Origin of the sequence: Streptomyces achromogenes (assembly GCF_030816715.1) — a bacterium.
GTDB classification, from domain to species: Bacteria; Actinomycetota; Actinomycetes; order Streptomycetales; family Streptomycetaceae; genus Streptomyces; species Streptomyces achromogenes_A.
This window is the reverse complement of sequence record NZ_JAUSYH010000001.1, coordinates 7,059,654-7,082,737: the sequence shown is the minus strand read 5'-3', so window position 1 is coordinate 7,082,737 and position 23,084 is coordinate 7,059,654. Positions and strand designations below refer to the sequence as shown.

At 70.9% G+C, this 23,084-nt stretch carries 31 protein-coding genes; all 31 read left to right on the top strand.

Annotated elements, in window-relative coordinates:
- Positions 1-34 precede the first annotated feature (34 nt).
- The 31 genes from QF032_RS31550 to QF032_RS31410 all read left to right on the top strand — a co-directional run bounded on the left by QF032_RS31550 (position 35) and on the right by QF032_RS31410 (position 23,065).
- Entirely contained in the window at positions 35-772 is a 738-nt protein-coding gene (locus QF032_RS31550) for a glycosyltransferase family 2 protein (RefSeq protein WP_306948011.1), read from the top strand.
- Between the two features lie 50 nt (positions 773-822).
- Positions 823-1,632 carry a DUF317 domain-containing protein gene (locus QF032_RS31545; protein WP_307058549.1) on the top strand — a complete coding sequence of 270 codons (810 nt, stop codon included), beginning with the start codon at positions 823-825 and terminating at the stop codon, positions 1,630-1,632.
- A gap of 52 nt (positions 1,633-1,684) precedes the next feature.
- Positions 1,685-2,875: a hypothetical protein gene (locus tag QF032_RS31540; protein ID WP_307058547.1), complete on the top strand. Its 1,191-nt coding sequence runs from the start codon at positions 1,685-1,687 to the stop codon at positions 2,873-2,875.
- Positions 2,876-2,949: 74 nt separating this feature from the next.
- Positions 2,950-3,351: a hypothetical protein gene (locus tag QF032_RS31535; RefSeq protein ID WP_306948017.1), complete on the top strand. Its 402-nt coding sequence runs from the start codon at positions 2,950-2,952 to the stop codon at positions 3,349-3,351.
- Complete coding sequence (locus QF032_RS31530; RefSeq protein WP_306948018.1) at positions 3,348-3,698, top strand: hypothetical protein; 351 nt, start codon at positions 3,348-3,350, stop codon at positions 3,696-3,698. Before QF032_RS31535 ends, QF032_RS31530 begins: the two co-directional genes overlap by 4 nt.
- A 586-nt stretch (positions 3,699-4,284) precedes the next feature.
- Positions 4,285-4,560, top strand: a complete 276-nt coding sequence (locus tag QF032_RS31525) for a hypothetical protein (RefSeq protein WP_306948020.1) — start codon at positions 4,285-4,287, stop codon at positions 4,558-4,560.
- A gap of 129 nt (positions 4,561-4,689) precedes the next feature.
- Complete coding sequence (locus QF032_RS31520; protein ID WP_307060440.1) at positions 4,690-5,832, top strand: AAA family ATPase; 1,143 nt, start codon at positions 4,690-4,692, stop codon at positions 5,830-5,832.
- Positions 5,829-7,628, top strand: a complete 1,800-nt coding sequence (locus QF032_RS31515; protein ID WP_306948022.1) for a hypothetical protein — start codon at positions 5,829-5,831, stop codon at positions 7,626-7,628. The genes QF032_RS31520 and QF032_RS31515 overlap by 4 nt, the downstream gene beginning before the upstream one ends.
- Positions 7,629-7,878: 250 nt before the next feature.
- Entirely contained in the window at positions 7,879-8,328 is a 450-nt protein-coding gene (locus QF032_RS31510) for a hypothetical protein (protein ID WP_306955874.1), read from the top strand.
- A 110-nt stretch (positions 8,329-8,438) separates the two neighbouring features.
- Positions 8,439-8,861: a hypothetical protein gene (locus QF032_RS31505; protein WP_306948024.1), complete on the top strand. Its 423-nt coding sequence runs from the start codon at positions 8,439-8,441 to the stop codon at positions 8,859-8,861.
- A gap of 108 nt (positions 8,862-8,969) precedes the next feature.
- The gene (locus tag QF032_RS31500) at positions 8,970-9,875 is read left to right on the top strand and encodes a hypothetical protein (RefSeq protein WP_307058546.1); all 906 of its coding nucleotides are present in this window, start codon (positions 8,970-8,972) and stop codon (positions 9,873-9,875) included.
- A 21-nt stretch (positions 9,876-9,896) separates the two neighbouring features.
- Complete coding sequence (locus QF032_RS31495) at positions 9,897-10,616, top strand: hypothetical protein (protein WP_307058544.1); 720 nt, start codon at positions 9,897-9,899, stop codon at positions 10,614-10,616.
- Between the two features lie 29 nt (positions 10,617-10,645).
- Positions 10,646-11,404, top strand: a complete 759-nt coding sequence (locus QF032_RS31490) for a hypothetical protein (RefSeq protein ID WP_307058543.1) — start codon at positions 10,646-10,648, stop codon at positions 11,402-11,404.
- On the top strand, positions 11,401-12,069 hold the full coding sequence (locus QF032_RS31485; RefSeq protein WP_307058541.1) for a hypothetical protein: 669 nt from the start codon (positions 11,401-11,403) through the stop codon (positions 12,067-12,069). The genes QF032_RS31490 and QF032_RS31485 overlap by 4 nt, the downstream gene beginning before the upstream one ends.
- A gap of 19 nt (positions 12,070-12,088) precedes the next feature.
- Positions 12,089-12,511 carry a hypothetical protein gene (locus QF032_RS31480; RefSeq protein ID WP_307058539.1) on the top strand — a complete coding sequence of 141 codons (423 nt, stop codon included), beginning with the start codon at positions 12,089-12,091 and terminating at the stop codon, positions 12,509-12,511.
- Positions 12,512-12,536: 25 nt separating this feature from the next.
- Entirely contained in the window at positions 12,537-12,908 is a 372-nt protein-coding gene (locus tag QF032_RS31475) for a hypothetical protein (RefSeq protein WP_307058536.1), read from the top strand.
- A 302-nt stretch (positions 12,909-13,210) separates the two neighbouring features.
- Complete coding sequence (locus QF032_RS31470; RefSeq protein WP_133911449.1) at positions 13,211-13,600, top strand: hypothetical protein; 390 nt, start codon at positions 13,211-13,213, stop codon at positions 13,598-13,600.
- The gene (locus tag QF032_RS31465) at positions 13,597-14,403 is read left to right on the top strand and encodes a DUF317 domain-containing protein (protein WP_307058533.1); all 807 of its coding nucleotides are present in this window, start codon (positions 13,597-13,599) and stop codon (positions 14,401-14,403) included. Before QF032_RS31470 ends, QF032_RS31465 begins: the two co-directional genes overlap by 4 nt.
- Complete coding sequence (locus tag QF032_RS31460) at positions 14,400-14,534, top strand: hypothetical protein (RefSeq protein ID WP_306948042.1); 135 nt, start codon at positions 14,400-14,402, stop codon at positions 14,532-14,534. Before QF032_RS31465 ends, QF032_RS31460 begins: the two co-directional genes overlap by 4 nt.
- A 43-nt stretch (positions 14,535-14,577) precedes the next feature.
- On the top strand, positions 14,578-14,931 hold the full coding sequence (locus QF032_RS31455) for a hypothetical protein (RefSeq protein WP_307058531.1): 354 nt from the start codon (positions 14,578-14,580) through the stop codon (positions 14,929-14,931).
- Positions 14,928-15,746, top strand: a complete 819-nt coding sequence (locus QF032_RS31450; RefSeq protein WP_307058529.1) for a DUF317 domain-containing protein — start codon at positions 14,928-14,930, stop codon at positions 15,744-15,746. Before QF032_RS31455 ends, QF032_RS31450 begins: the two co-directional genes overlap by 4 nt.
- Positions 15,747-15,810: 64 nt before the next feature.
- A complete protein-coding gene (locus QF032_RS31445) occupies positions 15,811-16,419 on the top strand; it encodes a hypothetical protein (RefSeq protein WP_306948047.1) in 609 nt (202 codons plus the stop codon).
- Positions 16,416-17,174: a DUF317 domain-containing protein gene (locus QF032_RS31440; RefSeq protein WP_306948049.1), complete on the top strand. Its 759-nt coding sequence runs from the start codon at positions 16,416-16,418 to the stop codon at positions 17,172-17,174. Before QF032_RS31445 ends, QF032_RS31440 begins: the two co-directional genes overlap by 4 nt.
- Before the next feature lie 49 nt (positions 17,175-17,223).
- A complete protein-coding gene (locus QF032_RS31435; RefSeq protein WP_307058527.1) occupies positions 17,224-19,020 on the top strand; it encodes a type IV secretory system conjugative DNA transfer family protein in 1,797 nt (598 codons plus the stop codon).
- A 70-nt stretch (positions 19,021-19,090) separates the two neighbouring features.
- Positions 19,091-19,555 (top strand): hypothetical protein, encoded by a 465-nt coding sequence (locus tag QF032_RS31430; protein WP_307058525.1) that lies wholly within the window; start codon positions 19,091-19,093, stop codon positions 19,553-19,555.
- Positions 19,556-19,790: 235 nt separating this feature from the next.
- Positions 19,791-20,315: a hypothetical protein gene (locus QF032_RS31425; RefSeq protein ID WP_307058523.1), complete on the top strand. Its 525-nt coding sequence runs from the start codon at positions 19,791-19,793 to the stop codon at positions 20,313-20,315.
- 282 nt (positions 20,316-20,597) lie between these two features.
- On the top strand, positions 20,598-21,188 hold the full coding sequence (locus tag QF032_RS31420) for a hypothetical protein (RefSeq protein WP_307058520.1): 591 nt from the start codon (positions 20,598-20,600) through the stop codon (positions 21,186-21,188).
- Positions 21,185-21,400, top strand: coding sequence for a hypothetical protein (locus QF032_RS31415; RefSeq protein WP_307058518.1), 216 nt, complete (start codon positions 21,185-21,187; stop codon positions 21,398-21,400). The genes QF032_RS31420 and QF032_RS31415 overlap by 4 nt, the downstream gene beginning before the upstream one ends.
- A 26-nt stretch (positions 21,401-21,426) precedes the next feature.
- On the top strand, positions 21,427-21,600 hold the full coding sequence (locus QF032_RS40710; protein WP_082413007.1) for a DUF317 domain-containing protein: 174 nt from the start codon (positions 21,427-21,429) through the stop codon (positions 21,598-21,600).
- Positions 21,549-21,872 carry a DUF317 domain-containing protein gene (locus QF032_RS40705; RefSeq protein ID WP_373430402.1) on the top strand — a complete coding sequence of 108 codons (324 nt, stop codon included), beginning with the start codon at positions 21,549-21,551 and terminating at the stop codon, positions 21,870-21,872. The genes QF032_RS40710 and QF032_RS40705 overlap by 52 nt, the downstream gene beginning before the upstream one ends.
- 266 nt (positions 21,873-22,138) lie before the next feature.
- Complete coding sequence (locus QF032_RS31410) at positions 22,139-23,065, top strand: alpha/beta fold hydrolase (RefSeq protein WP_306948061.1); 927 nt, start codon at positions 22,139-22,141, stop codon at positions 23,063-23,065.
- The last annotated feature ends 19 nt before the right edge of the window (positions 23,066-23,084 follow it).

The window sequence follows — 23,084 nt, the reverse complement described above, 5'->3', positions numbered from 1 at the left end:
GCCCCTGTCGCCGCACCCTCACTCGAAGATCACCGTGGTCATCGCCACCCAACTCCGCCCGGAGCGGCTGGCGTTCCTCGCCGCCATGCACGCGAGCCTGTGCCGCCAGAGCGTCCCGTGGGAGGCCGTCGTCGCCCTCGACGGCGCCGACCCCACCCGGCTGCCCGCCGCGCTCGCCGTCGACCCGCGCATCCGCACCCTCGCCCTGCCGCGCTCGGTCGGCGCGGCCTGCGCCCGCAACTTCGCCCTCAACGAAGTGCGCACCGAGTACGTCCAATGGGCTGACGACGATGACGAGTTCACCGACTGGGCCATGGCGCTGCGGCTGCGCACGCTGGAGGAGACCGGGGTGGGCTGGTGTGCCGGATACAGCCAGGACCTGCACGCGGACGGGTCCACGACCCTGTGGCGGTGCCCGACGCCGCCCGGCCAGCATGAGGCCGGGGACGTATGGCGGTACTGGAAGGACCCGGCCGACACCATCCCGCTCGGCCCGACCACCCTTCTGGCCCGAACAGACCTGGTGCGCGCGGCCCCCATGGGCGGTCTCGTACAGGGCGAGGATTACTGCGCGCTCGCGATCACCTGCCTCGCCCCGGGAATCCTGCTGCCCGTTCCGGTCTACCGGTACCGCAAGCACGCCGCGCAGATGACCGCGCAGGACTCCTACGACGAGTTGGAGGGAAAGGCGCGGGCCTTCGCCCACCGGTTCGGTACCAGCCTGCACGCCGCAGCGCGCGCTCTCCGCGATTCCGCTTCCTCCGCCGCGTAGTTGAGGCGCCCCCGTTTCGTCGCCCGCTCCCCGATCCCACCGGAAGAACCATGCCCAACGACCCCGACCAGGACAGTCCCCGAGAGAAGGTCCTCATCTCTCCCCGCTACCTGGCCGCCAGCCTCCCCAACGACCACCAACAGCTCCTGGACATCTTCGCCGAGGAAACCGCGTGGAGCGCACACGCCGACGCGTCGTCGTTGACCGTGACCAGCCCATGCCGACGCATCACGATCCGCCACGACCAAGCAGTGGTGGGCCGAGGCCCTCATATGGTGATCGCAGCCCGCACCGACGAAGAGGCTGCTGAGCGTTGGCGTGCGGATATCGCGGGCAATGTGCCGATCGAGTTCGTCGCCAGGCTCATTGGCACCCTGGCAGGCGAACTGGCCGCCGATCCGGATCACGTCGTCTACGGCATCGGCGCCGAGCCCGGCCTGCTGGAGCTCTACGTCGACGTCGACTCTTGGACCCACTTCGACGACTTCGGGCTCTCCGGATTCATCTCGCATGACGGACACGCTGCCGTGGTCGGCCGCCCCGTGGACTCGCCAGCGCCGCCCATCCACGGAGACGCATCCATCACCTGGCACCTGGCCGCCTCCCCGGAAGACCTCGGTCACCTGTGGGACATCTCGTTCACGGACAAGACGCCGCCCTTCCTCATGCACGCGGTTGTCGCCGAGACACTCGATCCCCGGCCCACCCTGCGCTCCACGTCCTTTCCTTTCCCCGCCGCCGTCGCCCCGCTGGTGAGCATCGAACGCGTCTCATCGCCATCCCGCCGCCCCTCGGCGCAGCCTACGCACGCCGAACCACCGCGCACCCCCGAGCCCAAGCGCGCCCCGAAGACCCGGTGAGCCCCGTCCGTCTGGACGAACTCGCCCGCGGTCTCGCCCCACCAGGACCTTGATGCCCACCCCCTCCGCCGAGATCACCCTCACCACCAGCCGCCCTCTGGGGCTCGTCGCCATCGCTTCCGGCGAGAAGTACCCGCAGGCCCATCAAGCGCTGGAAGACGCCGGATTCAGGCGCCTGCCCAACGGTGTGTTCACCGCTTCGCTGGCCGACGCGCAGGCTGCCCGGGACACCGTCAGCGCCCTGGTGCATCACGCCCACGAACACGGCGCCACCATCATCACCAGCAGCCGGCCCTACCTCGGCGACATCGGCACCGAGATCGCCGCCCGGCTGCCCGGCACCTGGAGCGCCGTACTGGAGATCTATAGCCACCCGCTGTGGCAGGAAGACCTCTGGCCCATGCTGTGGGAAGCCGGCGAGATATACCGGGCCCTCGAAGACCACCGCATCCCGTTCGCGTCCGGCCTGAAGAACGGCGCCGGCACCGAGCTGCTGCTGATCGAGCGCCCCGGCCACCGCAGCGGATACCTCCTCGGCGCTCTCACCGAGCGGGAGCAAGAGGACGCCCACGACGACCCCACCACGCCTCACAGCATCGTGCTGCCCGCCGATCCCGGCCTCGCCGCCCACGCCGTCACGCACACGTTCCTGCCCGCTTACCGTCGCGCCCTGCACAACCAGGACCTGAACAGCGTCCTGCGCGCCCTGGAGCGCATCCGGGAAGAACAGCAGACTCTCCAGGCGATCAAGGACTCCGGCCGGTACAGCGACGGCGTTCCGCTCGGCAACTCCCGCCTGATCTCAAAACTGGCACGGGACTTCGCCGACCACGCCTGGCTGTCCTACCGCGACGTGCTCGAACATGCGCCGATCCTGCTCACCCGCTGCCGTCCCGCCGCCACCCTCTGGCCCGAAGACGGCGCGGCCCTGACCCGCCTGCGCGAGGCACTCGACCACAGCCAGGACGCCTGGAACGAATGGAACGACCTGCGCCACGATCTGTACTCGATCCCCCGCACACTGCCGGCCCACGAGTGGAGCCAGGTCCGCGGGCAGCTCGGCCTCGCCGTCCTGCCGGCGATCGAGACGTGGCTCGCCGACAGCGAAGCGTTCGAGCGCCAGGCCCGCGCCGCCGTACCGGGCGGGCCGGCCGCGCTGTCCGCGCCCAGCCCGCGACGCTCACCGCCCGCCCCGCGCCGCTGCCCGCCCCGCGCTCCGCAGCAGCGCACCGCTGACCGCTGACCGCTGACCGCTCACGAAAGGATTCGCCTCTGTCTGACCACTTCCGCTTCGGCGCCCATCCCGACCACGGCTTCGTGGCCGCCGCCACCGCGAACATCCCCCCGCACCTGGCCGACTGGTTCCTGGTCCGTGAACAGTTCGAGCCGATCCCCGAGACCCCGGGCCTGTACCGGCTCACCCACCCCCAGCAGGACGGCGTCCGCCGTACTCGCCAAGCCGTCCTCGACCTTCGCCGACACGGCTACGCGGTGCAGGCCGACTACCCCCTCGACCCCGCCCTCACCGCCCGCCCCCCGCAACCGGCCGTGCGCAACAAGCTGATGGAGCAACCCAATCCCATCGCGCAGGCAGCGGCTACCCGCTCCCCGCAAAGGCTCACTGCCCCGGCAGCCACCCTCCCTGAGTTTCTGCCGCAGACCGCCGCCGTGCCCGTGGGCGGCCGAGCACAGACAGCCGGAAAGGGGCGGAGCCAATGAGCGACGAAGCGATCCGCATCACCCGCGGCCTGGGCGGCGAAGTCGAAGTCGATGGCCCGGTTGATGCCTTCGCCGCGAGTGTCCTGGCCCGTGCCGGATTCGACACGTATCCCATGCTGCGTGGCGTGTGGATCCGGTTGCCGTTCGACCTGGGCCGCACCTGGGAGAACGAACACGCCACCTGGGCTGCGGAGATGCTCACCGCAGCCCGCTACAGCGTCGACCTCGACCCTGACCTGCGCCCCGCCCCGGCCGCAGCGTCCGCACCGCCGACGCTGCGCCGCACGAAGACTGCCATGACCGCGCAGCCCTCGCCCGCTGGCACCCAGCGGCGGCCACGGCGCTGACCCGGCGTTCCAAGACAAAAGCCCGCTGCCCTGACTTCCTCCGGCGAGATCACCCTGCACCTCGCCGCCGGCAACACGGTGGTCGTGCTCTCCAGCGGGGAGCGGCACCGGTGGGCGACCACTGACCTGGAACTGGCGGGATTCACCCGGCACAGGACGAGGTCCACCCGCTGTCGACAACCACTCCCAAGCACGTGAGGCGCTCACCAAGCTCCACCGGACGGCCCGCCACTGCCAGGCCAAGGTCATCGCCAGGGGCCACTGCCCGTGCTAGCACCACGCCCAGGTCGCGCCGAATGCCCGGAACACACCGAACCACCCATGACAATAAGGAGATTCGCCCCTATATGGCCGTTGTTGGTACACCCGGCTATCAGAACGTGCGGAAAGGCGAGTCAGGTAGCTGCGGGGCGGTGAGGCCCGCCCTGGAGCAGGTCGGCAGTCATTGCCCATCATTCGTGGTCCAGCCACGCACCGTTGAGGTGCTGGAAGCTCCGGGCCCGCCACGCCCTCGCCCAACACCCCACCGCTTCCCGCCACCACCAATAGGAGATCCGCCTTGCCCGAAGCACCGGCAGAGCCGTTCATGACGATCCGGCACACCATCACCGGCGAGATCACCACCACCGGCTACAACGCCGCCGCCCGGCGGATCCTGCTCCAGGCCGGCTTCGAAGAGACGCCAGGCTGCGCCTGCCGAGCGACGGAACCCGGTACGGAGCAGACGCACGGGCCTGCTCAGCAGCCAGCGAGCTGCTCGTCGCCGGCCATCCCCTGCACCTGGACCGAGCCCTCGGTCGGCCGGTCAGCGCCGACGGTACACCCCGGTTGGCCCGATCGCCGATGTCGGCACAGTCCGTGATCCGCTCCGAGAGCGGCCAGCCTCTCCAACCCCGCCCGCACCCGCACCTGTTGAAGGGGCCTCGTTTTGACCACACCCGGAACGCCTACCAGTCCAGCGCGCACCAAGGGCGGCGAACTACGGGCCAAGGTGGCCCGACTGCTGGCCGACCGGCCGGCGGACACGCTCACCATCGGGGACATGGCCAGGCAGCTGGGCCACTCCCACGGCGCCGTCCGCAACGCCGCCCTCACCCTGGTGCGACGCGGCGAGGCCGACCAAGGCGGAACCGGACAACCGGAGTTCCGCGCGAACGCGAGAACCGCCGCAGCCGCGCAGACCGCTGTGATCAGCCCACCGGGCACCCACTCTCCCCGCGCCCAGGCGGCCACGGCCCGCACGACCGTTCCCGCAGCAGCCACGCCCAGGCAGACCGGCCCGATCCGCCGCGCGGGGGGCCAGGTCTACCACCCCCGGGAGCTGGCCGATCTGCCCGACGTCGAGGCGTTGAATCGCCTGCGCGACGCCGACGTGCCGGTGCTGCTCTACGGCCCTCCGGGCACCGGCAAGACGAGTCTGGTCGAGGCGGCGTTCCCGGACCTGCTCACCGTCGCCGGTGACGGCGACACCACGGTCGGCGACTTGATCGGCGAGTACACACAGGACGACGCGGGAGGCTACGTCTTCCAGTACGGTCCGCTGGTCACCGCGATGACCGAGGGCCGCGCCCTGCTGATCGACGATGCCACCTTGATCTCACCGAAGGTCCTGGCGGCGCTGTATCCCGCGATGGACGGGCGCAGGCAGATCCAGGTCAAGGCCCACAAGGGCGAGACCATCAAGGCCGAGCCGGGCTTCTACGTGGTGGCGGGCCACAATCCCGGCGTCCACGGGGCGGTGTTGACGGAGGCGCTCGCGAGCCGGTTCAGCGTGCAGATCCAGATCGGCACGGACTATGACCTCGCCCTGGCGCTGAGGATCGATGCCCGGGTGGTCCGGGTCGCCCGACACCTCGCCCACCAGGTCGAACTCGGCGAGCTGGGATGGGCCCCCCAACTGCGAGAGCTGCTCAGCTACCAGAAGACCGAGGCCGTCCTGGGCACCAAAGCCGCGCTCGCGAACCTCGTCGGCATCGCTCCTGTGGAGGATCGCGACGCCGTCGCCGACGCCGTCATCAAAGCTGCCGGCATCAAAAAGATCGCGCCCCTCACCCTCGGCAAGCAGCTCCCCGCCTCAGCCGCCCGGCAGCCCCCGGGCAGCACCGTCTCCGCACACCGGGGCCGCTCGCGATGAGCGCCCACCACCACGTCCAGTCCCCCGCCACCACGCCTGACGACGACGCCGACCTCGCGCGATGGGACGACGACGGCGCTCCGCCCGCGCAACCCCGTTCCTCCCCGGACGCGTGGCTGCGCGTGGGAGCCGAACTCGGCGACCGGCTGGTAGCCCTCTCCGGCCGCCAGGACCTCCTCGTCACCTGCCGCCCCGGCACGCGCAGCGGCGCACCGGCCGCGTTCTTCCCCACTCTGGGCGAAGTCGAGTTCGACGCCGGCCTGTTCGCCCCGCTCCAGCCCCACGAGATCCATCCGCGGATCGTGGGCGACGAGGACCGGTATCCCGCCGCCTGGGGAGTGTTCGTCCACGAGGCCGCGCACGCGGCCCACTCCGTCTGGACACAGCCTGCCGGAGCGAACCCCCGTGTCGTCGAGGCCGCGCTCCTGCTGGAGGAGAGCCGCGTCGAAGGCGCACACCTCATCACGCGGCCCACGGACCGCACGTACCTGCGCACCAGTGCCCGAACCCTGGTCATGCCCGACATCGCCCACCCCACCCTCCAGGGCATCGAGCACGCCGCCGCCGTGGCGGCCCTGGTCCTCGGCCGCCGTGACGTCGGCATCCTGGACGCCGGCGAGACCCGGGCCGTCGCCGATCTGTGCGAAAAGGTGCTGGGCGCAAACCTGCTGGCCACACTCACCCGCATCTGGACCGCAGCCCACCAGTGCACCGACCACGACGCCACGACCATGCTCGCGCACGCTCAAGAATGGTGCGATGCTCTGGACACCGCGGCCCCCGCCCTGCCCGTGCCGGAGAACCTCACCGATCTGCTGTCCGGCGCCGTGGGGGTCGTCATGGACAGCACGGCAGCCACCGACGCCGCCGACCTCGCGACACAGGCCGCAGCGACCAACGCCATGGCCGCGCAGTCCAAGGCGCAGGCTCAGGACCGCGCCCAGCGGGCCGGCCAGCGACGCAAAGCCGCCGCCACCGCCAAGTCGGTCTTCAACGCCCGTGGCACCACCGTCACCCCCGACGGCACACCGGCGCCCTCCGGCAACCCGGTCACCGGCACCCGCAGGCCGACCGCCGCCGAGCAGAGTGCCGCCGCGCGCCTGAGCCGCGCCCTGCGTGCCGCCGCCTACCGCGAGCGGACCGAGGAGCGGACCACCAGCCCCACCCCGCCCGGCCGCCTCAACATGCGCGCGGCCCTCGCCCGCGACGCTCAGCGCGCGGCCGGGTCGGTCCCCACCGCGGAACCGTTCACCCACACCCGCCGCCGGAACTCCCCCACCCCACCGCTGCGTGTGGGTATCGCCGTCGACGTCTCCGGCTCCATGCGTGCCGCCTGCGCGCCCGTCGCGTCCGCTGCCTGGATCGTGGCACGCGCAGCAGCCCTGACCGACCCCGACTCGCTGACCGCCACCATCGCCTATGACAGGCACCTGACCGCATTGACCCGACCCACCCACCGAGCACCAGAGCGCGTGACGACGTTCGATGCCACCGGCGGCCACCACAACCTCGGCGACGCCATCGACGCACTCGACCACGGCCTCGAACTCAGCCGCCCCGGCGCCGGCCGCCTCCTCGTGATCGTCACCGACGCCCGGTACGGCAGCGACGAAACGGCTCAAGCCGTCACCCGCGTCAAGCAGCTCACGACCTCCGGCTGCGCCGTACTCCAGCTCACCCTCACCGCGGAGTCCCGCCACTTGCCGGGGACCACCTTGCTGCACCTGCCCCAGCCCTCCAGCGCTCCCGTCGCCATCGCCACGGCGGCCACAGACGCCATCCGCAGGACACGCTGAGACGACGCAGAAGGCGGAAGCGTCCCCAAGACCACCGCCAAGCACTCCAGACCACCTCCGTCCGCCGCATGAATCGTGCATCTGATGCATGACCCTCCGCAACGACGCAGGCCACCACCCCAACCGCCAACGAAAGGCACTCGATTTGAAGCCCCAGACCAGCAGCCCGACCTCGAACGTAACGCCCGTCAAACGGAATTCCCCGGGGGTCCGAACGACGTGGAACATCGTCCACAGCTGTGGACACGAAATCTCGCATGATCTTTCCAACCGCCCCGCCGACCGGCGGGCCGGATTCGCCCGCTGGCTGGAGGGACGCGACTGCACCGACTGCTGGAAGGCCGCCCGCGACGAGGACAGCGCCGGCAAGGAGGAGTGGCTGGCCGCCAAGCGCGCGGAGGAACAGCAGGCCGCCACCGAGTGGGCCGAGAAGTTCGACATGCCGCCGCTCGAAGGACCCGAGAAGGCCCTCGCCTGGGGTGAGCGCTCCCGCCACCAGCTCGTCACGACCGCGTACAACGCGCTGGTGACCGAAGGCAGCTGGGACGAGGCCGACTGGGCTGTCCTGGAGGACACGATCCGCACCGTCACCCGCGTTGGGTGGTGGATCGATCAGCGCGACGCCGAGGGCACTGACCTGCCCGAACTCCTGGACGCCGCCACCAGCAACGACATCGGAACCGAGAATCCGTTCCGGTAGACGCGGGGTCTTATACCCGACGATCCCCGGTTACCGAAACCGGGGATCGTCCGGATCCTTGTTCCTCCCACCGCCTCCCCTGCGCCTGATCGTGGAAGGAACCCCCCGCTGTGCCCGACGCCGTTTCCCGCCATCCGCATGCTCCAGGTGACGTCGTCACCCCCGAACGGGACATCACCCACCAGCACTTCCGGCCCGGCGACCAGGTCGTCATCCTCAAGGGCGTTGCCAGCAGCGAACTGTGGGGAGACTCCTACAAGGTCGTCACGCCCTCGTGGCACACACCGACCGACGAGGACGGATGGCGGCTGTACGACCCGGTCGGCGGCGAGCGCACGTACCTCACCGCTCACCCGCGCTACCTGGTCCATCTCTCCAGCCGCTGCCCGGACTGCCTCATCTACCAGCAGGCGCTGCGCACTTACCTGGTTCCGCGCCTGGCTGGCGCCGACCAGGACGTCGACTGCGGCTGGTACTCGGTCAACCACCTCAATCAGGTAGTCCACGTCGCCGACGCCCGAGGCGGGCGATGACCCCCGGCCCGGAGCGCAACGCGGATCTGGCCTGTGCGGCTTCACCCTGATCACCGCCGCGTATGACCTGACCTAACTCGCCCATCGGCGTCGGAAGCCCACATCACAATGATCATCCGTATCCATCCACGCGACATCAGCCCCAGCGCGCCGCTCGCCGATGCCCTCGGCCGCCCGGCCAGCGGCCAAGAGGGCCTGACCGAGCACACGGTGGTCGCCCACTGGCCGGGGCTGGACTATTACACGCTCGATGACGAGCAGAAGACCTGGACCTCCGCCGAGTGGGCCGAGCACCTAGACGACCCCCGCTGGCAGCACCCCTTCGCGGTCAGTCCGCAGGACGACCGCCGCGCCATCTGGCACGCGGATGTGCGCCTGCACCCCAGCGATCGCGACCTCACCGGCCCCGAGTGGTCCGAGATCGCCCACCGGATTGCCCGCGTGGCGGGCATCCAGCGGCCGGGGGACGACCAGGGCTGCCGCTGGATCGCCGTCCAGGCACAGCCCGGCCGCCTCGACCTGCTCGCCAACCTCATCCGGCCGGATGGCACCTGGATCACGCAGCACCGCCAGCTTCTTCCGCTCCTGGGAGTCGAGTGCCGGCGCATCGAGGCCGAGCTGGCTCTCCGCTCTCCCTGGCCCGGCCCTGATCCCGAGCAGACCGCCGGCTTCGCGGATCGCTCCACCGAACCGGCCAACGGCGCTTCACCAGGCGCTGCCGACGCCACCGCTCAACTCGCCGGACTGCTCCGGCAGCTCGCCGACGAGAACACCGGTCCGCTCGCGACCGTGCGTGGCCTCGTCGAGCACGCGGCCCACCGTCTCGATCGCCTCCCGCACGCCTACGGCCCGGCCGCCGGACACCAACTGGAGCTGATCGCCCGCCGCTTGCACGGCATCCAGCAGGACCTCGACGCCACCGCCGTCGCTCTGCCCGCCACCGCACGGCCGGTGCCCCTCTGGACCCGGATGACCGCTGTGCCTCCCACGCCCGGCGTCCGGATGACCCACTGACACGACAGAAAGAACAGCTTTTTGGCCTTTGCCGATCGCTTCCTGGCCCTGGGGCGCGACGTGCACTCCGGAGAAGTCCTCGCCCGCGGCGGCGATCCGGAAGCCCACAGCATCCTTCAACGCACCGGCTTTGTCCCCGTCGTCCGCCTCCACGAGACCTATCACCGCCTGCCCCTCGGTCTCGACATAGCCGAGGAGGAACGTCTCGCCACTCGCGCCGTGGCCCGGCTACGCGCCGTCAGCTACCACGTCGACGCCGATGACGCCTTCGACACGATGACGCGCGAGGCGCACTACCAGCCACTCGGCTCGCTGGTCGCCGGCCTCGCCGAGCGGATCCGTGAAGCCACCACGAGTGACGAGGTCGCCGACGCGCTGACCGAACTGACCGCCTTCCACGACGGAGTGCTCATCGCGCTGGGCGAAGTCCTCACCGCGACCGCCGCCTTCTATGAGGACCTGGGCCAGGCCCCGGACCTGCACACCGCGAAACGGCTGCAGTACCTCGCCGAGCACCGGCTCGGCGTCATCCGATCCGACCTGACGCACATGCGTAACGACCTCGCCGACCGGCACCAGGACCATCCCCAGCGCCGCGCGTGCACCGCCGACGTCGGGCCGGACGAGCGCGAAGCCTCCGCCGTCTGCGCCTGTCCTCCGCCCCCGCCGCGCCTGGCCACCAGCCCCGCCGCCGCACCCGCCGCACCCGCCGCAGCAGCCCCGTCAAACCGGCGGCACTGACCCCTGCTCCCTTCCTTTCTGAGGAGACCATGCACGACTCCACCCCCGACACCGGCCTCGGCTCGTTCGCTGCCGTCCTCGCCGGCGAACTGCCTGGCGCCTGGACCAGCACATACCACCCGGACCACGGCGGCACCAACGACCACGTCGCCCTCACCGACCACGTGTGGGACATGAACGAAGTCGCCAACACCCTGGCCAAGCGCAACGTGGACCACTGCGCCGTCCTGACCCGCGACGACGGCACCCGACTGTTCGTCGCGGACCAGCTTGGGCACGGCGAGGGCTACCTGATCGCCGCCATGGCCCCCACCGACGCACCGGCCGAAGCGTTCCGTGGTGTACGCGAGCCCGACGGAATCGCCGTGACCGCCGATCCGTTCAGCGCCGCCGAGGACATCACGCACGGCCTGCTGCCCAGGTACGACAAGGCCCTCGGCCAAGTCCGCAACAGCGCCGCCCGCCTCACGGTGCCACCTGCCGCCGAGCCGGAACATGTGGTGATGACCTGGTCCGGCGACGCCCTCGTCGTCGACAAGCCTGACCGCCCCGACATCGTCCAGGCCCTGACCGACTACGGCTTCGCCCTCGACGCGGAAAGCAACGTCTTTGTCCTGTCCGGTGACGACTCAGCGCGCCAGGCCGCGTCCGTACGAGCCGCCGGCCACCGCTTGTCCGAGCTAGGCGTCGGCGTCGTCCTACGCAACCCGCCCGCCCGGCCCGCCCTGGGCACCACCGCGGTAACGCCTCCGAACCCGCCGGTCACCTCTCCGCACCGGGGCCGATGACTCTCGCGCACCGGGACGAGCCGACGTTCCTCGTCCTGGATTACGTCACTATCACCCGGGACCCGAAAACCGCGCTGGTCGTCGCCATCGGGGGCGACCAGCGCGCGGCCGGACTCCTACAGACCACCGGCGGCTTCCATTCCGCCCCAGGGCCACGCGGCGACTACCACCGCCTGCCGCACGCCCTGCCCGTCGAGGAGCAGCGGCAGGGTGCCACCGCTGCAGCCCATGCCCTGCTGCTGGCCGGATACAGCGTCCATCTCGACCCCACGCTCAACACCCTGGCCACTCAGGGCAGCGACCGGCAAGCCGCCCACCGCCATCTCGATCAGCTCACCTCACTCGGCAGCGATGCCACCGACGACCGGCAGGTCGCGGCGGTCCTGACCGGAATCGCGGCACCCGACGACGGCCTGCTGCCCCGCCTTACGCAGTCACTGATAGCGACCTGGGCATCGTGGGGCCGACGCCTCAACGACACCGACCGCGACCCGCAGGTGGCGATGCAGCTGGGGGTCATCGTCAGCAACCTGTCCACCCTCACCTGGCAGATCGAGCAGATCCGCAACGACGCCGACCGCACCGGCCCCGCCCCACAGACCCGCCCCAGCCCGGTGTGCACAGCGCCCTCGCCACTGGCTGCGCCCGCCATTCGACGGCGCTGACCCGATTCCCAACAGGAGCATGCCGTACGTGGGAAACCGCGCCGACGACGAAGGCACCGACGTCGAGATCTACATCAAACCGCTGACCGACACGGTCCACGCCGACACCCCCACCGATGCACCCGAGGAACTCCTGGCCCTGCTCGACAGCCTCGGCTTCGAACGCAAGACCCTGACGACGGCCGGGCCCGTCTATGTCTGGCACGAGGTGCCCGCCCACCTCACCGAGGCCGAGAAGAAGAGGCTCGCCACCAGCGCAGTTCCCTCGCTGCTCGTGGCCGGATACCTGGTCAACATCACCGACGCCGTCTGGGACGCCGCCACCTATCAGGAGGCCGCAGCGGCAGTGCGCCGCGAGCCCAGCGCCGCAGCCACGCCGAACACCGCGACCGCCTCCGTCGTCCGCGCCCACGGCAGTCCGGCGACACCTCGTCGGCGGTGAACCACGATCGAAAGGAGTCCCGCTCGTGAGCCTGGCGGACGAGCATGAGGTCGACGTCGAGTTCTATCACCGCGACGGGACGATCTACGTCGATACCCGCACCAGCGCCCCGGAGCAGCTGCTCGTCCTGCTCGACGGCCTCGGCCTCGAACGCCACGACTGCGAGGGCGAGATCTGGCATCAAGTCCCCGACCGCATGGACGAGATCGCCATGAAAGACATGGCCGATCGGGCTGCGTGGGTGCTGACCCGTCACGGCTACCAGGTCTCCGTCGATGCCGGCCTCTTCGGCGGCACCGCCTACCGCGCCGCCCTCGCCGCATCCCCAGCAGACCGGCCGTCATCCGCGCCCGCGGCACCTGCCCCGAGCGCGTCGCGCCCTCGCCGAACGCGCTGACCACCAACCGCGCCGGCCCCGGGGCCGGCCCAGCCCTCACCTGGAGTCCCCGTCACCCGCAACACCGACCGCACCCCACCGCCCATCACAGCCGACCGCAAGCCCCGCCTGGCCACCGCCCTCTTCCGCCGCTACCTGCGTGCCATCACCGCCGGCTGCCGCACACGGACCAACCTGCTGGCCGACGGGCACCCCGAAGCGGCCCTCGACGAAGCCCGTCGCCGGGACATGTTCCTTCTCGTCGACAGCCACCGCATCCGCCACCACAACTAGCAGTCCGACCTGGCCCGTTCAGGAGGCCCATGACCCACCCGCCCCTCTCCTCGGTACGGCTCGCTGACGACATCGCACGCCAACTCAGCCAGCTCACACAGCTCTTGGCCCAGTCGCCGCCGCACGAGGCCGCCCAGATTCTCGGCAAGGTCCTCGACTATGACGAGGGCCTGCTCGGACGAGTCACCGAACTGGTCGCCACCGGATCACGCTTCGCCCAGGATCACTCTCAGCGGGGCATCCTGCACCCCGAGGTGTGGCTGGCCCTGGGACGCGCGGCCAACGAACTCGACAGTGTGGGCGAGGACCTCAACGAGCACACCGGCACGATCAAGCAGCTCGCCACGCCCGCCGCCCCGTCCACCAGCCCGGCTGCGCGGCCCGCCGGATCGGCGATGGTCGTCAGGCGGCGCCGGTGAGACAGAACAAGCAGTGGGCCGGCTGGGGCGCCGCCGGTCAGCAGGCGCAGCAGCACTACCTCGTCGAGCCCCGCCATCTCGCCGGCGGTGGCGACCTGCGCTACGTCACCGAGTACCTGCGCGCCTCCGGGTGGAAGGACAAGTCCAAGGCCGGCGGACCGGTCGTCTTCGACAGCCCGGACAAGTCCGTGCGTATCGGATACGACCCGTTCACCCAGCCCGGCGGCTGGACCATCAGCGGGAAGCAGACCGCGGACCAGGAGGCATGGCACGCCACCTGCGGCCGGCAGACGCCCGTCGAAATAGTCGCCGGTATCACCGACGCCCTGTTCAAGGAGCGCAAGGCGCACGCCCCCAACATGTGGGAGCCCCTGCAGCAACAGGGCTGGGAGACCGAGCGAGGCCAGCACTTCACCGCCCGCAGCCCGGACGGCGATGCCTTCGTCCGCTTCCACCAGTCCGGCCCCGGGCAGGCACACTGGTGGGCCGGTGCCCGCAACGAACACGGCCGTGTGTGGGAGGTGATGTTCACGCCGACCACGCCGATGCATCTGGTGCAGGCATTCAGCACGGCGTTGTCGGATCCGCAGCCGGTGATGCGGCCGCTCGGCCGTGTCCCGTCCTCCCAGCGGATCCGCACCACCTCCGTGTCCGTCCTGCCGTCCCAGCTCAGCGCCTGGCAGCAGGCCCGGATCACCGCCGCCAGGGCGGCCACGTGGGCCCGCAACTCCTTCGCCACCAACCGGACACGCACCCCTCCCGGCGCCCGCCCGTACGCCGGGCGGTCAGGCCGGGCCCGGTGAGCCACGAACGCTTCTACTCCCGCGTCAACGGCCCCACCATTCAGGTGACCGAGTACCTGCTCGCCACCAGCTGGAGCAACCACTCGGTGCCCGGCTATCCCCAGGTCCTGTTGGAGAGCCCCGACCAGTAACTCCATCCAGCCCCCTCACCACCCGTTTCACGCAAGGACGTTGATGCCCAACCCCTCGACCCCCAGCTCCGACCAGATCGCGCAGGCGACAGCAACCCTGACCCAGTTCAGGGAGTACCTGCGCACCAACCCACCCGTCGCCGACATACTGCCGCTGCTGGCTCGCCTCCTCGACGAGGACACCGGCGTCCCCATCCTGCTCGGCGACGTCCTGCGCAGCGCCGCACGCCTCGTCTCCCACCAGGCCGCCATCCCCAAGACCGACGAGATCCGCCTGATCATCGACGGGCTCCGGGACGCCGCCCAGGAGGCCACGGACTGGCACGTCCTGCACTGGGACGTGCAGCGCCTAAGTGGCCACGCGTTCGAGCCCGCAGGTCCCCCGGCGACGTCGTGACCCGCCCCTACATCTCCAGCAAGGCCGACGACCCCTGGTCTCGTATCTGGTTCGACACCAGTCCCCGTCATCTCGCCGGGCCCGGCGACCCGCGCCATGTCACCCAGGCGTTGCGGGCTGGCGGGTGGAAGAACTACGCCGACCCTGACTTTCCCCATGTCGTCCTGGCCAGCCCCGACTTCCGGCACACGCTCGTGCTTGAGCCCGCTGCGGACACGTACTCCTCCTGGTGGCGGATCTCCGCGGAGCGCTGGCACGCGTCGTTCGGCGGCAACACGCCCGCCGAGATCATCGCCGGATTCACCGACGCCCTCCTGCAGCCAGCCCCGGCAGCGGAGCCGGATGCCTGGCCGACGCTGCAAGCAGCGGGTTGGACCTACGAGCGCGACGAGCGGGGCAATGAGAGTGCGCGCCATCCGGACGGCATCACCACCATGGAGCGGCGGGCGACGCTGACCAGCGACTACTTCAGCTGGACCGCCGAAGTGGCGCTCCCCACCGGTCTCGGCGGCCACAACCGGCTGTGGCACGCGTACTTCGACGACCGCACGCCCCGCCACCTGGTCGCCGCCTTCGCCACCGCCCTCACCGATCCCGCGCCCGTGCCGCGCGGCCACTACGACGTCCCGCACTCCCACCTGGTCACCCAGGTGGAACGCGGCGCTCAGGGTGAGCAGCTGGCCGCCGCCCACGACGCGCGTCTGAAAGCCATCCGTGTCGCCGCCCGCAAGGCCCGCCGCAGCAATGCGCCGACCACGCGCCCCGCGCCGGCACCCGCCACCGAGATGGCGGCTACTACGGCCCGGGGCCGCTGAACCACGCGGCGCGGCCCCCGGCCGCGCCGCACCTCCATCAGAACTGCAGCCCCAAAGGCCCCTCTTGACCATTTCACTCGAACCCGCGAGCCCGGCGCACCAGCTCTACCTAAGCCAACTCGCCATCTACCTGCGGGTAAGCAGGCAGGTCCTCGCCGCCTGGGACGCCTACTCCGACCAGCACTCCGACCCCGACTCGCACCAGCCCTACGACGAGGACGCGTACGGCCTGCGGCAGCGCCTGCGCGACTCCGACACCCTGGGCGCCTTCGGCCGGGTGTACTACCACGCCGACGAACTGGTGCACGTTGCCGAGCAGCAGCTCGCCCAGCTGCCCGCCTCCGCCCGGACCCGGCGCTACGCATGGCAGGTGCGAGAACTGCGCGACAGCACCAAGGGGCTGTACGCCGTCCACGACGACTGGCTCGCCGTGCGCCGCGCACTGCCCGCGTGTGCCCGGCCCGGGACCGAGGCGTTCGAGGAACCGCTCGCCGAGAGCTACGCGGAAGCCTGGCACTACCTCGACCAGTGGGCGATCCACGGCCAGGCTCTCTTCGCCATCAACGCGCTGGCGCAGAAGCAGCCGAAGGCATCCGCACCGGTATCGATCACGGCCCCGCACGTGTCCAAGGCCGCCGCTGCGTCGTCTGCGGCCCGGCGGTGGTGCGCGTGAACGACACCGTCGAGCAGGCGCTCATCACCCCGCGCCATCTCGCGGGCGGCGGAGATCCCGGCTGGATCACCGTGCCGCTGCACCGCGCCGCCGGCTGGAGCTACGGACACGACCCGCTGATGCCGCGGGTCCTGCTCACCAGCCCGGACCAGTACACCCAGCTGCGTCTGGACCCCGACCCGGACGATCCGGGCTGGTGGACCATCCGGCACGCGCGTACCGCGGATCACCCCGGCTGGACGGCCACCTTCGAAGCCCGCACCCCCGTCGAGATCATCGCCGCCTTCACCGACGCCCTGACCGATCCATCCGGCCCGCCCACCGCGGCGCCCGATCCCTGCGCCCCCCTGCGGGACGCCGGCTGGCACACGCCGCCCCACCTCGGCTGCCTCGCCTCACCCGACAACATCGTGCATGTCTGGCGGATCGGCGCCCCCGGCCGGGATCTGTGGAGCATCGAGACTGCGGTGATCCAGGACCCGACGATCTGGCGGGCCGTGTTCACCGGCACCACCCCGCTGCACCTGATCGCCGCGGTGACGCAGTCGCTGGCCGACCGGACACCCATTACCCGCGATCCGAGCCGGATCCCGGGCCTGGCCCGCGACCGCATGACCATGCAAACCCGTCACGTCCCCCCGCCAGACATCGCCTTCGCCCTGGAGCGACGCGTCAACGCCCTCGCCGCCCGGCACCGCCCAGCGACCACTGCCCCGCCCCCGCCGCACGGCCCTTCGCCGCGCCGTACCCGCTGACCGGCCCCGCCCGCGCCGCGTTCCTTTCCCCGCGTCCCTGGAACAGCCCTTGCCCCAGCCCTCTTCCACCTCGTCCACCGACGGCTACGACACAGCCTTCCGCGTCCTGGGCGTCGTCCTCGCCATCGCCGTCCCCCTGTCCAATCTGGCGTGGCTGGGCGGCAATCTCACCGCCTGGGCCACCGACGCCGGTCCCCGCGCGCCCTATCAGCCCGTGCAGGCGCTGCTCCATCCCGATCAGCTGTGGCCCCGCCTCGGCGACACGTCCCTGCTGTGGGGCACGCGCATCCTGCCCGGCGCCGTCCTGCTCGTACTCGGGATCACAGCCGCCGTGCTGTACAAGCGGCACAAGGACAGCAGCGGCGGACGCAGGAAGCGCGTCGCCGGCATGGCCAAGCACCGGGACATCGAGCCCTTGATGTCCAAGGCCATCACCGCCAAGGCCCGCTCCTTGCGCCCGAGTCTGAAGGACGCCAAGCATCTCAACCCGGCCGACACCGGCATCCTGCTCGGCAACCTCCAGGGCACGAAGCACGAAGTACGCATGGGGTACGAGGACGTCGCCGTCGCGATCATGGCACCGCGCTCCGGCAAGACCACGTCGCTGGCGATCCCCTCCATCCTCAACGCGCCCGGCCCCGTCCTGCTCACCTCCAACAAGGCCGCAGGCGACGCCTACACGGCCACGCTCGACGCGCGGGCAGCCGTCGGCCGGACCTGGTCGATGGACCCGCAGCAGATCGCCCACGCCGAACGGGCCATGTGGTGGAACCCCTTGTCCGACGCCAAGACCCTCGACGGCGCCGGCCGCCTCGCCGGCCACTTCCTCGCCGCCAGCGTCGACGCCTCCCAGCAGGGCGACTTCTGGTCCAAGGCCGGATCGAACATCCTCTCGCAGCTCTTCCTGGCAGCTGCGCTCGCCAAGCGGCCGATCACCGACGTGATGCAGTGGCTGGCCTTCCCCGCCGACCGGACCCCGCTGGACATTCTGCGCGACCATGGGTTCGCCGCCGTCGCCGCGCAGTTGAAGGGCACCGTGGAGGGCCCGCCGGAGACCCGCGACGGGATCTACGAGACCGCCCGCCAGTACGCCGCCGCCCTGCTCAACAGCGAGATCGCAGCATGGGTGACGCCACAGAAGGACGTGGCGGAGTTCAAGCCGAGCGAGTTCGTCACCTCCAAGGACACGCTCTATCTGCTGTCGAAGGACGGCGGTGGCGGCGCCTCGGCCCTCATCGCCGCGTGCGCGGACTCGGTCATGCGGGCCGCGACCGCCCAGGCCGAACGCGCCGGCGGACGCCTCGACCCGCCGATGCTGGCGATCCTCGACGAGGCCGCCAACGTCTGCAAAATCTCAGACTTGCCGGACCTTTACTCCCACCTCGGCAGCCGCGGGATCATTCCCATCACGATCTTGCAGAGCTACCGGCAGGGCCAGAAGGTCTGGGGCGACGCCGGAATGGACGCCATGTGGAGCGCCTCCACGATCAAGGTCATCGGGTCCGGAATCGACGACCCGGACTTCGCCGACAAGCTGTCCCGCCTGATCGGTGACCACGACGTCGAGACCACCTCCACCTCGATCTCCGAGTCCGGCAAGTCCACGTCCGTCAGCATGCGGCAAGAACGCATCCTGGCCGCCGACGCCATCCGATCCCTGCCCAAGGGCACCGCCCTCGCGTTCGCCACCGGCATGCGCGCGGCCATGCTCGACCTGCGCCCCTGGTATCTCGAGCCCGGCGCCGGCGAACTCTCCGCCGCCTCCGCCCGCGCTTCCAAGGGCATCACCGAACGCGCCGTCGCCAAGGCGGCCCCGCAGCAGACCGACCTCGGCACCGCCGCCTAGTCCGCGCTCCCCACTCAACTCGCCCACGGAGGCGCCCATTCACACCTACGAGCCCGCCGACCTGGAAGACATGGAGCCGCACGAAGCCGCGGATGCCGTCATCGCCGACATGCGCGACCACCGCATCACCGGTGATGGAAGCGGCCTGTTCACCGCCACCCGGCACATCGGTCTGCTCTGCCATCTCGCCGCCCGCATGGCCGCCGACGCCGAATATCAGCTCGCTCCGAACATCGCCGGCCTCCCTCCGGCCGAGGCCCTCGGGCAGACGACCGGGCACCTGGGACGGGCCATCGCCCACTACACCCAGGCCCTCGCACCACTGATCACCCTCGCCCAGCCCCGCGCGCAGGCCACGCTCCAAAAACAGCTCGACGCGATCGACCAGCACAGCCGCCTGCGCGTCCACCTCGACGACGCCGGTCAGGCCCTGGCAGCGGCCCGCGACTGCCTTGGTGCGCCCTGCCGTCCCACGACGCCGAGCGCGACCGCCTCCGTACCCGTGCCCGCCCCGACCGCACGGCGCCGCTCATGACCACGCCGCCCACCGAATCCCTGCTGTTCGACGTGCCGCCACCGCTGACGCCCGTCGAGCGCCTGCTCCGCCTCGCCGATCAATACACCCGGCACAACGACGCGCTCGACATCCTCCTTCGCACCGGACGGAACCCGAGCCGCAGGCCCACGTCGCCTCCGCGCAGCACCTGGCGTCCGACACCTGCATCGCCGTCAAAGCCATCCAGGATGAACGGCTCTACGAGAGCCCCGAGTTGACGGAGACCGTGGTGCGGCTGAAACAGCTCGCCTATCTCAGCACCGCGTCAGCCGACTACGGCGCCCAGGCGGCTCGTGAGCTGACCGCCCTGGCTCCCGAAGCCGCGGTCGGCTGCGCCGCAGCTCTCGCCGCGGAGACACGGCGACGTCACTGGTCGACCGCCATCGCACCCGATGAACGGCTCACCGCCACGCAGCGCACTGCCCTGGCGCAGATCGCCTGCGGGCATGTCGTGGCCAGCAGCTCCCTGGGGCGGGAGTTCACGCGTTCCCGGGAGCCCAAGGTGCTCATGAGCACACTGCGGGCCCTGGAGTCGAAGGACCTTGCCGAACGGACCCCGAACTCCGCTCTTGGGGCCTACATCGGCGGCCCACCACAGGACCGCGTGCGCCTCACACCAGCAGGCGTCACCGCCCTCGCCACAGTCATCGGACTACCCCCAGCGCGGCCAGGCACCGCCCCCGGCATAACGCCCCGCCCGATCCCCACCGCTGCGCAGGCAACCACCCGAAGCCGCTGAACCGCCGTCCCCAGGAGCCACCCCATCTCCACGCCCCCGCTCGACCTGAACGAACAAGTCCGCCAGCTCCGTCAGCTGGCACGAGACTTCGAAGCCCTCCGTGCACGCGTACGCGACGTCTCCTACACCCCCGGCACGGACGCGCTGCACCGAATCAGCCCTCTCCTGCTCAAGGCACAGGACCTCACGGCCACCGCCCTGCTGCACCTGCCCGCCCTCGACAACAGCGCATACACCAACATCGCCGGCAGTCGCGCCAGCCTGGAACTGCTGGCCTCGGTCGTGGTCGCTTCTTCGCTCGCCGGCAACGACCTCGCCAATGCGCTGTTCGCCAACCCGTACGAGGGCGCGCAGTTCCCCGGCTATCCGGCCGACGACGAGGCGGTGCGCACCGTACGGCACACCGAGGCCATTCCACGCATGACCGAGCACCTCGGCGATGCCGCCCACCAGCTCGACCTGAGCGCGATCGGGTGCCACTACCTCGCCCACGGCATCACCGAAGACCTGACATCCATGCAGGACCACCAGGCGGCATCCGCACAGCAGACGACCGGCCCCGCACTCACCGCCGCCCAGTACGACACCCTCATGGCCCTCCTGGGCGGCGGTCGGCTGTATGAGAGTTCACAACGCGGACTGGGCGTCACCCGCGTCGCCACCGACGACGGCACCCGCGTCTCCATCGCCACCTACCGGGCCCTGGCCAAACGCGGACTCGTCGCCGCCGACACCAGCACCTCGCTCTACCACGGCCAGAAGATCACCGTCACCGAGGACGGGCACCGGGCCCTGACGCAGCAGCGTCCCCGAGCCGCGCTGACGACCACAGCGGCCACTGCACCCAAGGCCGCCGTAGGACGCACGCGATGACCGGCTTCGCCTCAACGGACCGCGCCCTGGTTAGCCCCGTCTACCTGGCCGGCCCCGGCAACTCCACAGTGGTCACCCGCCCGCTGCACGCAGCGGACTGGGCTGAGACACGCGCGCCCGCGGGGCAGATGTTCTCCAGCCCCTGTCTGCGCGCACAGATCGCCGAAGTTCCCGACGGCTGGACAATCTCCTCCCGGAAGGATCCGAACTGATGCCGGACGCCACCGCGTTGTGACAGATCTACTGCCGCACGGATCTGCACGCCCCACCGACGTGGACCGCGGCCTTCACGAACAAGACCCCGCCCGAGATCGTCGCCGCCGTCACCGCCGCCCTGGACGCCGACGTCGCTGCGGGCCGATGGGACGACGAGCCCTACCGCGAGCGCGATGGCCGTCCGGCGATGGTGTGAGAAGTCCTGCGACCTCGCCCGACCGGCTAACCCGCCTGGAATACCGCCCTCCCTCCTCGTTCGGCCGGCACACGGTGGCCCGGGACGAGGCGTGGCGCGCGAGGATCCTTGCCATCCCGTATACGCGGCGGGCGCTGTGGGAGGCCGATTTCCACAGCGCCACCCTGCCGGTCTGGTCGCGGCCTTCGCCACGGCTCTGGCTGATCCGGCGTCGGTCTCCCGTGAACGCGCCTTGGTGCCGCGCGAGTACCACGCCCACCTGCGCCCGCTGAAGCCAGACGCCCCCGCGGCGCCCCGGGTTGCAGCGGTGCCCACGCCGCGGGACCTCGCCCGTGCCCGGGCGGCTCGCGGTCCTGCACTGGCGACCGTCAGCGTTCCGCCCGCGCCGCTGAACATGTCCGCCGCCGGGATCCAGCGCGACACAGCTGCCGAAGGGCCGGTTCCACCAACCCGGCGCGAACGGCTGCCCCCTACCTGATCCCCCCGTTTGGGAGTCCTACCTGTGCGCAACCCTCCTTCTGCCACCGAGGTGTTGTCGGTGTCTGCCGCGGACGGCACTCGCCTGTCCGTCTACCGCGACACCCCGGTGCACCCGCGTTCCGGCGGCGCGACGGTCGTGCTGGTGCACGGCGCGTCCGTCACTGCGGACCTGTGGCGCGTCCACGCCCGGCACCTGACCGGGCTGGGCTTGACCGTCGTGCGCTACGACCAGCGCGCGCACGGTCACACCTCGCGCGGCCAGGCACCGCTGACGATCCGGCAGCTCGCCGACGACCTGCACCAGATCCTGACCCGCATCGTCCCCGCCGGGCCGCTGGTGCTCGCCGGCCACTCCCTGGGCGCCCTCGTCCTGCAGGAACTCGCCGCCCTCCACCCCCAGCACCAGGCCCGCGTACGGGGCGTAGTGCTGCTGTCGGCCACCGCACGCGGGGCGAGCGTGCTGCCCGGCCGCAGCCCGCGTGCCCTGCTTCTGGCCGCCGGACGCAGCCTGTTTGCCCTGACCTGCACCCACGCGCCCCAGGCTGTGGACCTCCTGCGGCACCGGCTGCCCACTACACACCCCTACAGCCTCGCGCCCCACCCCGACCGACCGGCCGACGGGCCACCGCCGTGCCGCCACGGCATCCGCCACACCCACACCCGCGATCTCGCCGACCTGTGGCAGTGCCTGCGCCGCTACCAGCCGCGCGACGCCACCGTGCTCAACCAGTTCGGCGACCGGCTGTTGCTGATGGCCGGCGCGGATGACCGGCACATCCCCGCCGCCCACACCAAGCAACTGGCCGCCCAACTCCCTGCCGCCCGCCTGGAGATCCTCCCCCGCACCACGCACGCGCTGCCCATCCGCCACCCCGCGCTCATCAGCGACCGCATCGCCCGCCTCGCCGCCGAACCGAGCCCCCACCCTCCTCACCCCCAGGACCCATCATTTCCGAACTCCCTGCTTTCCGGGCAATTTCACTAGGTGCCGGTATCCAGTCCAG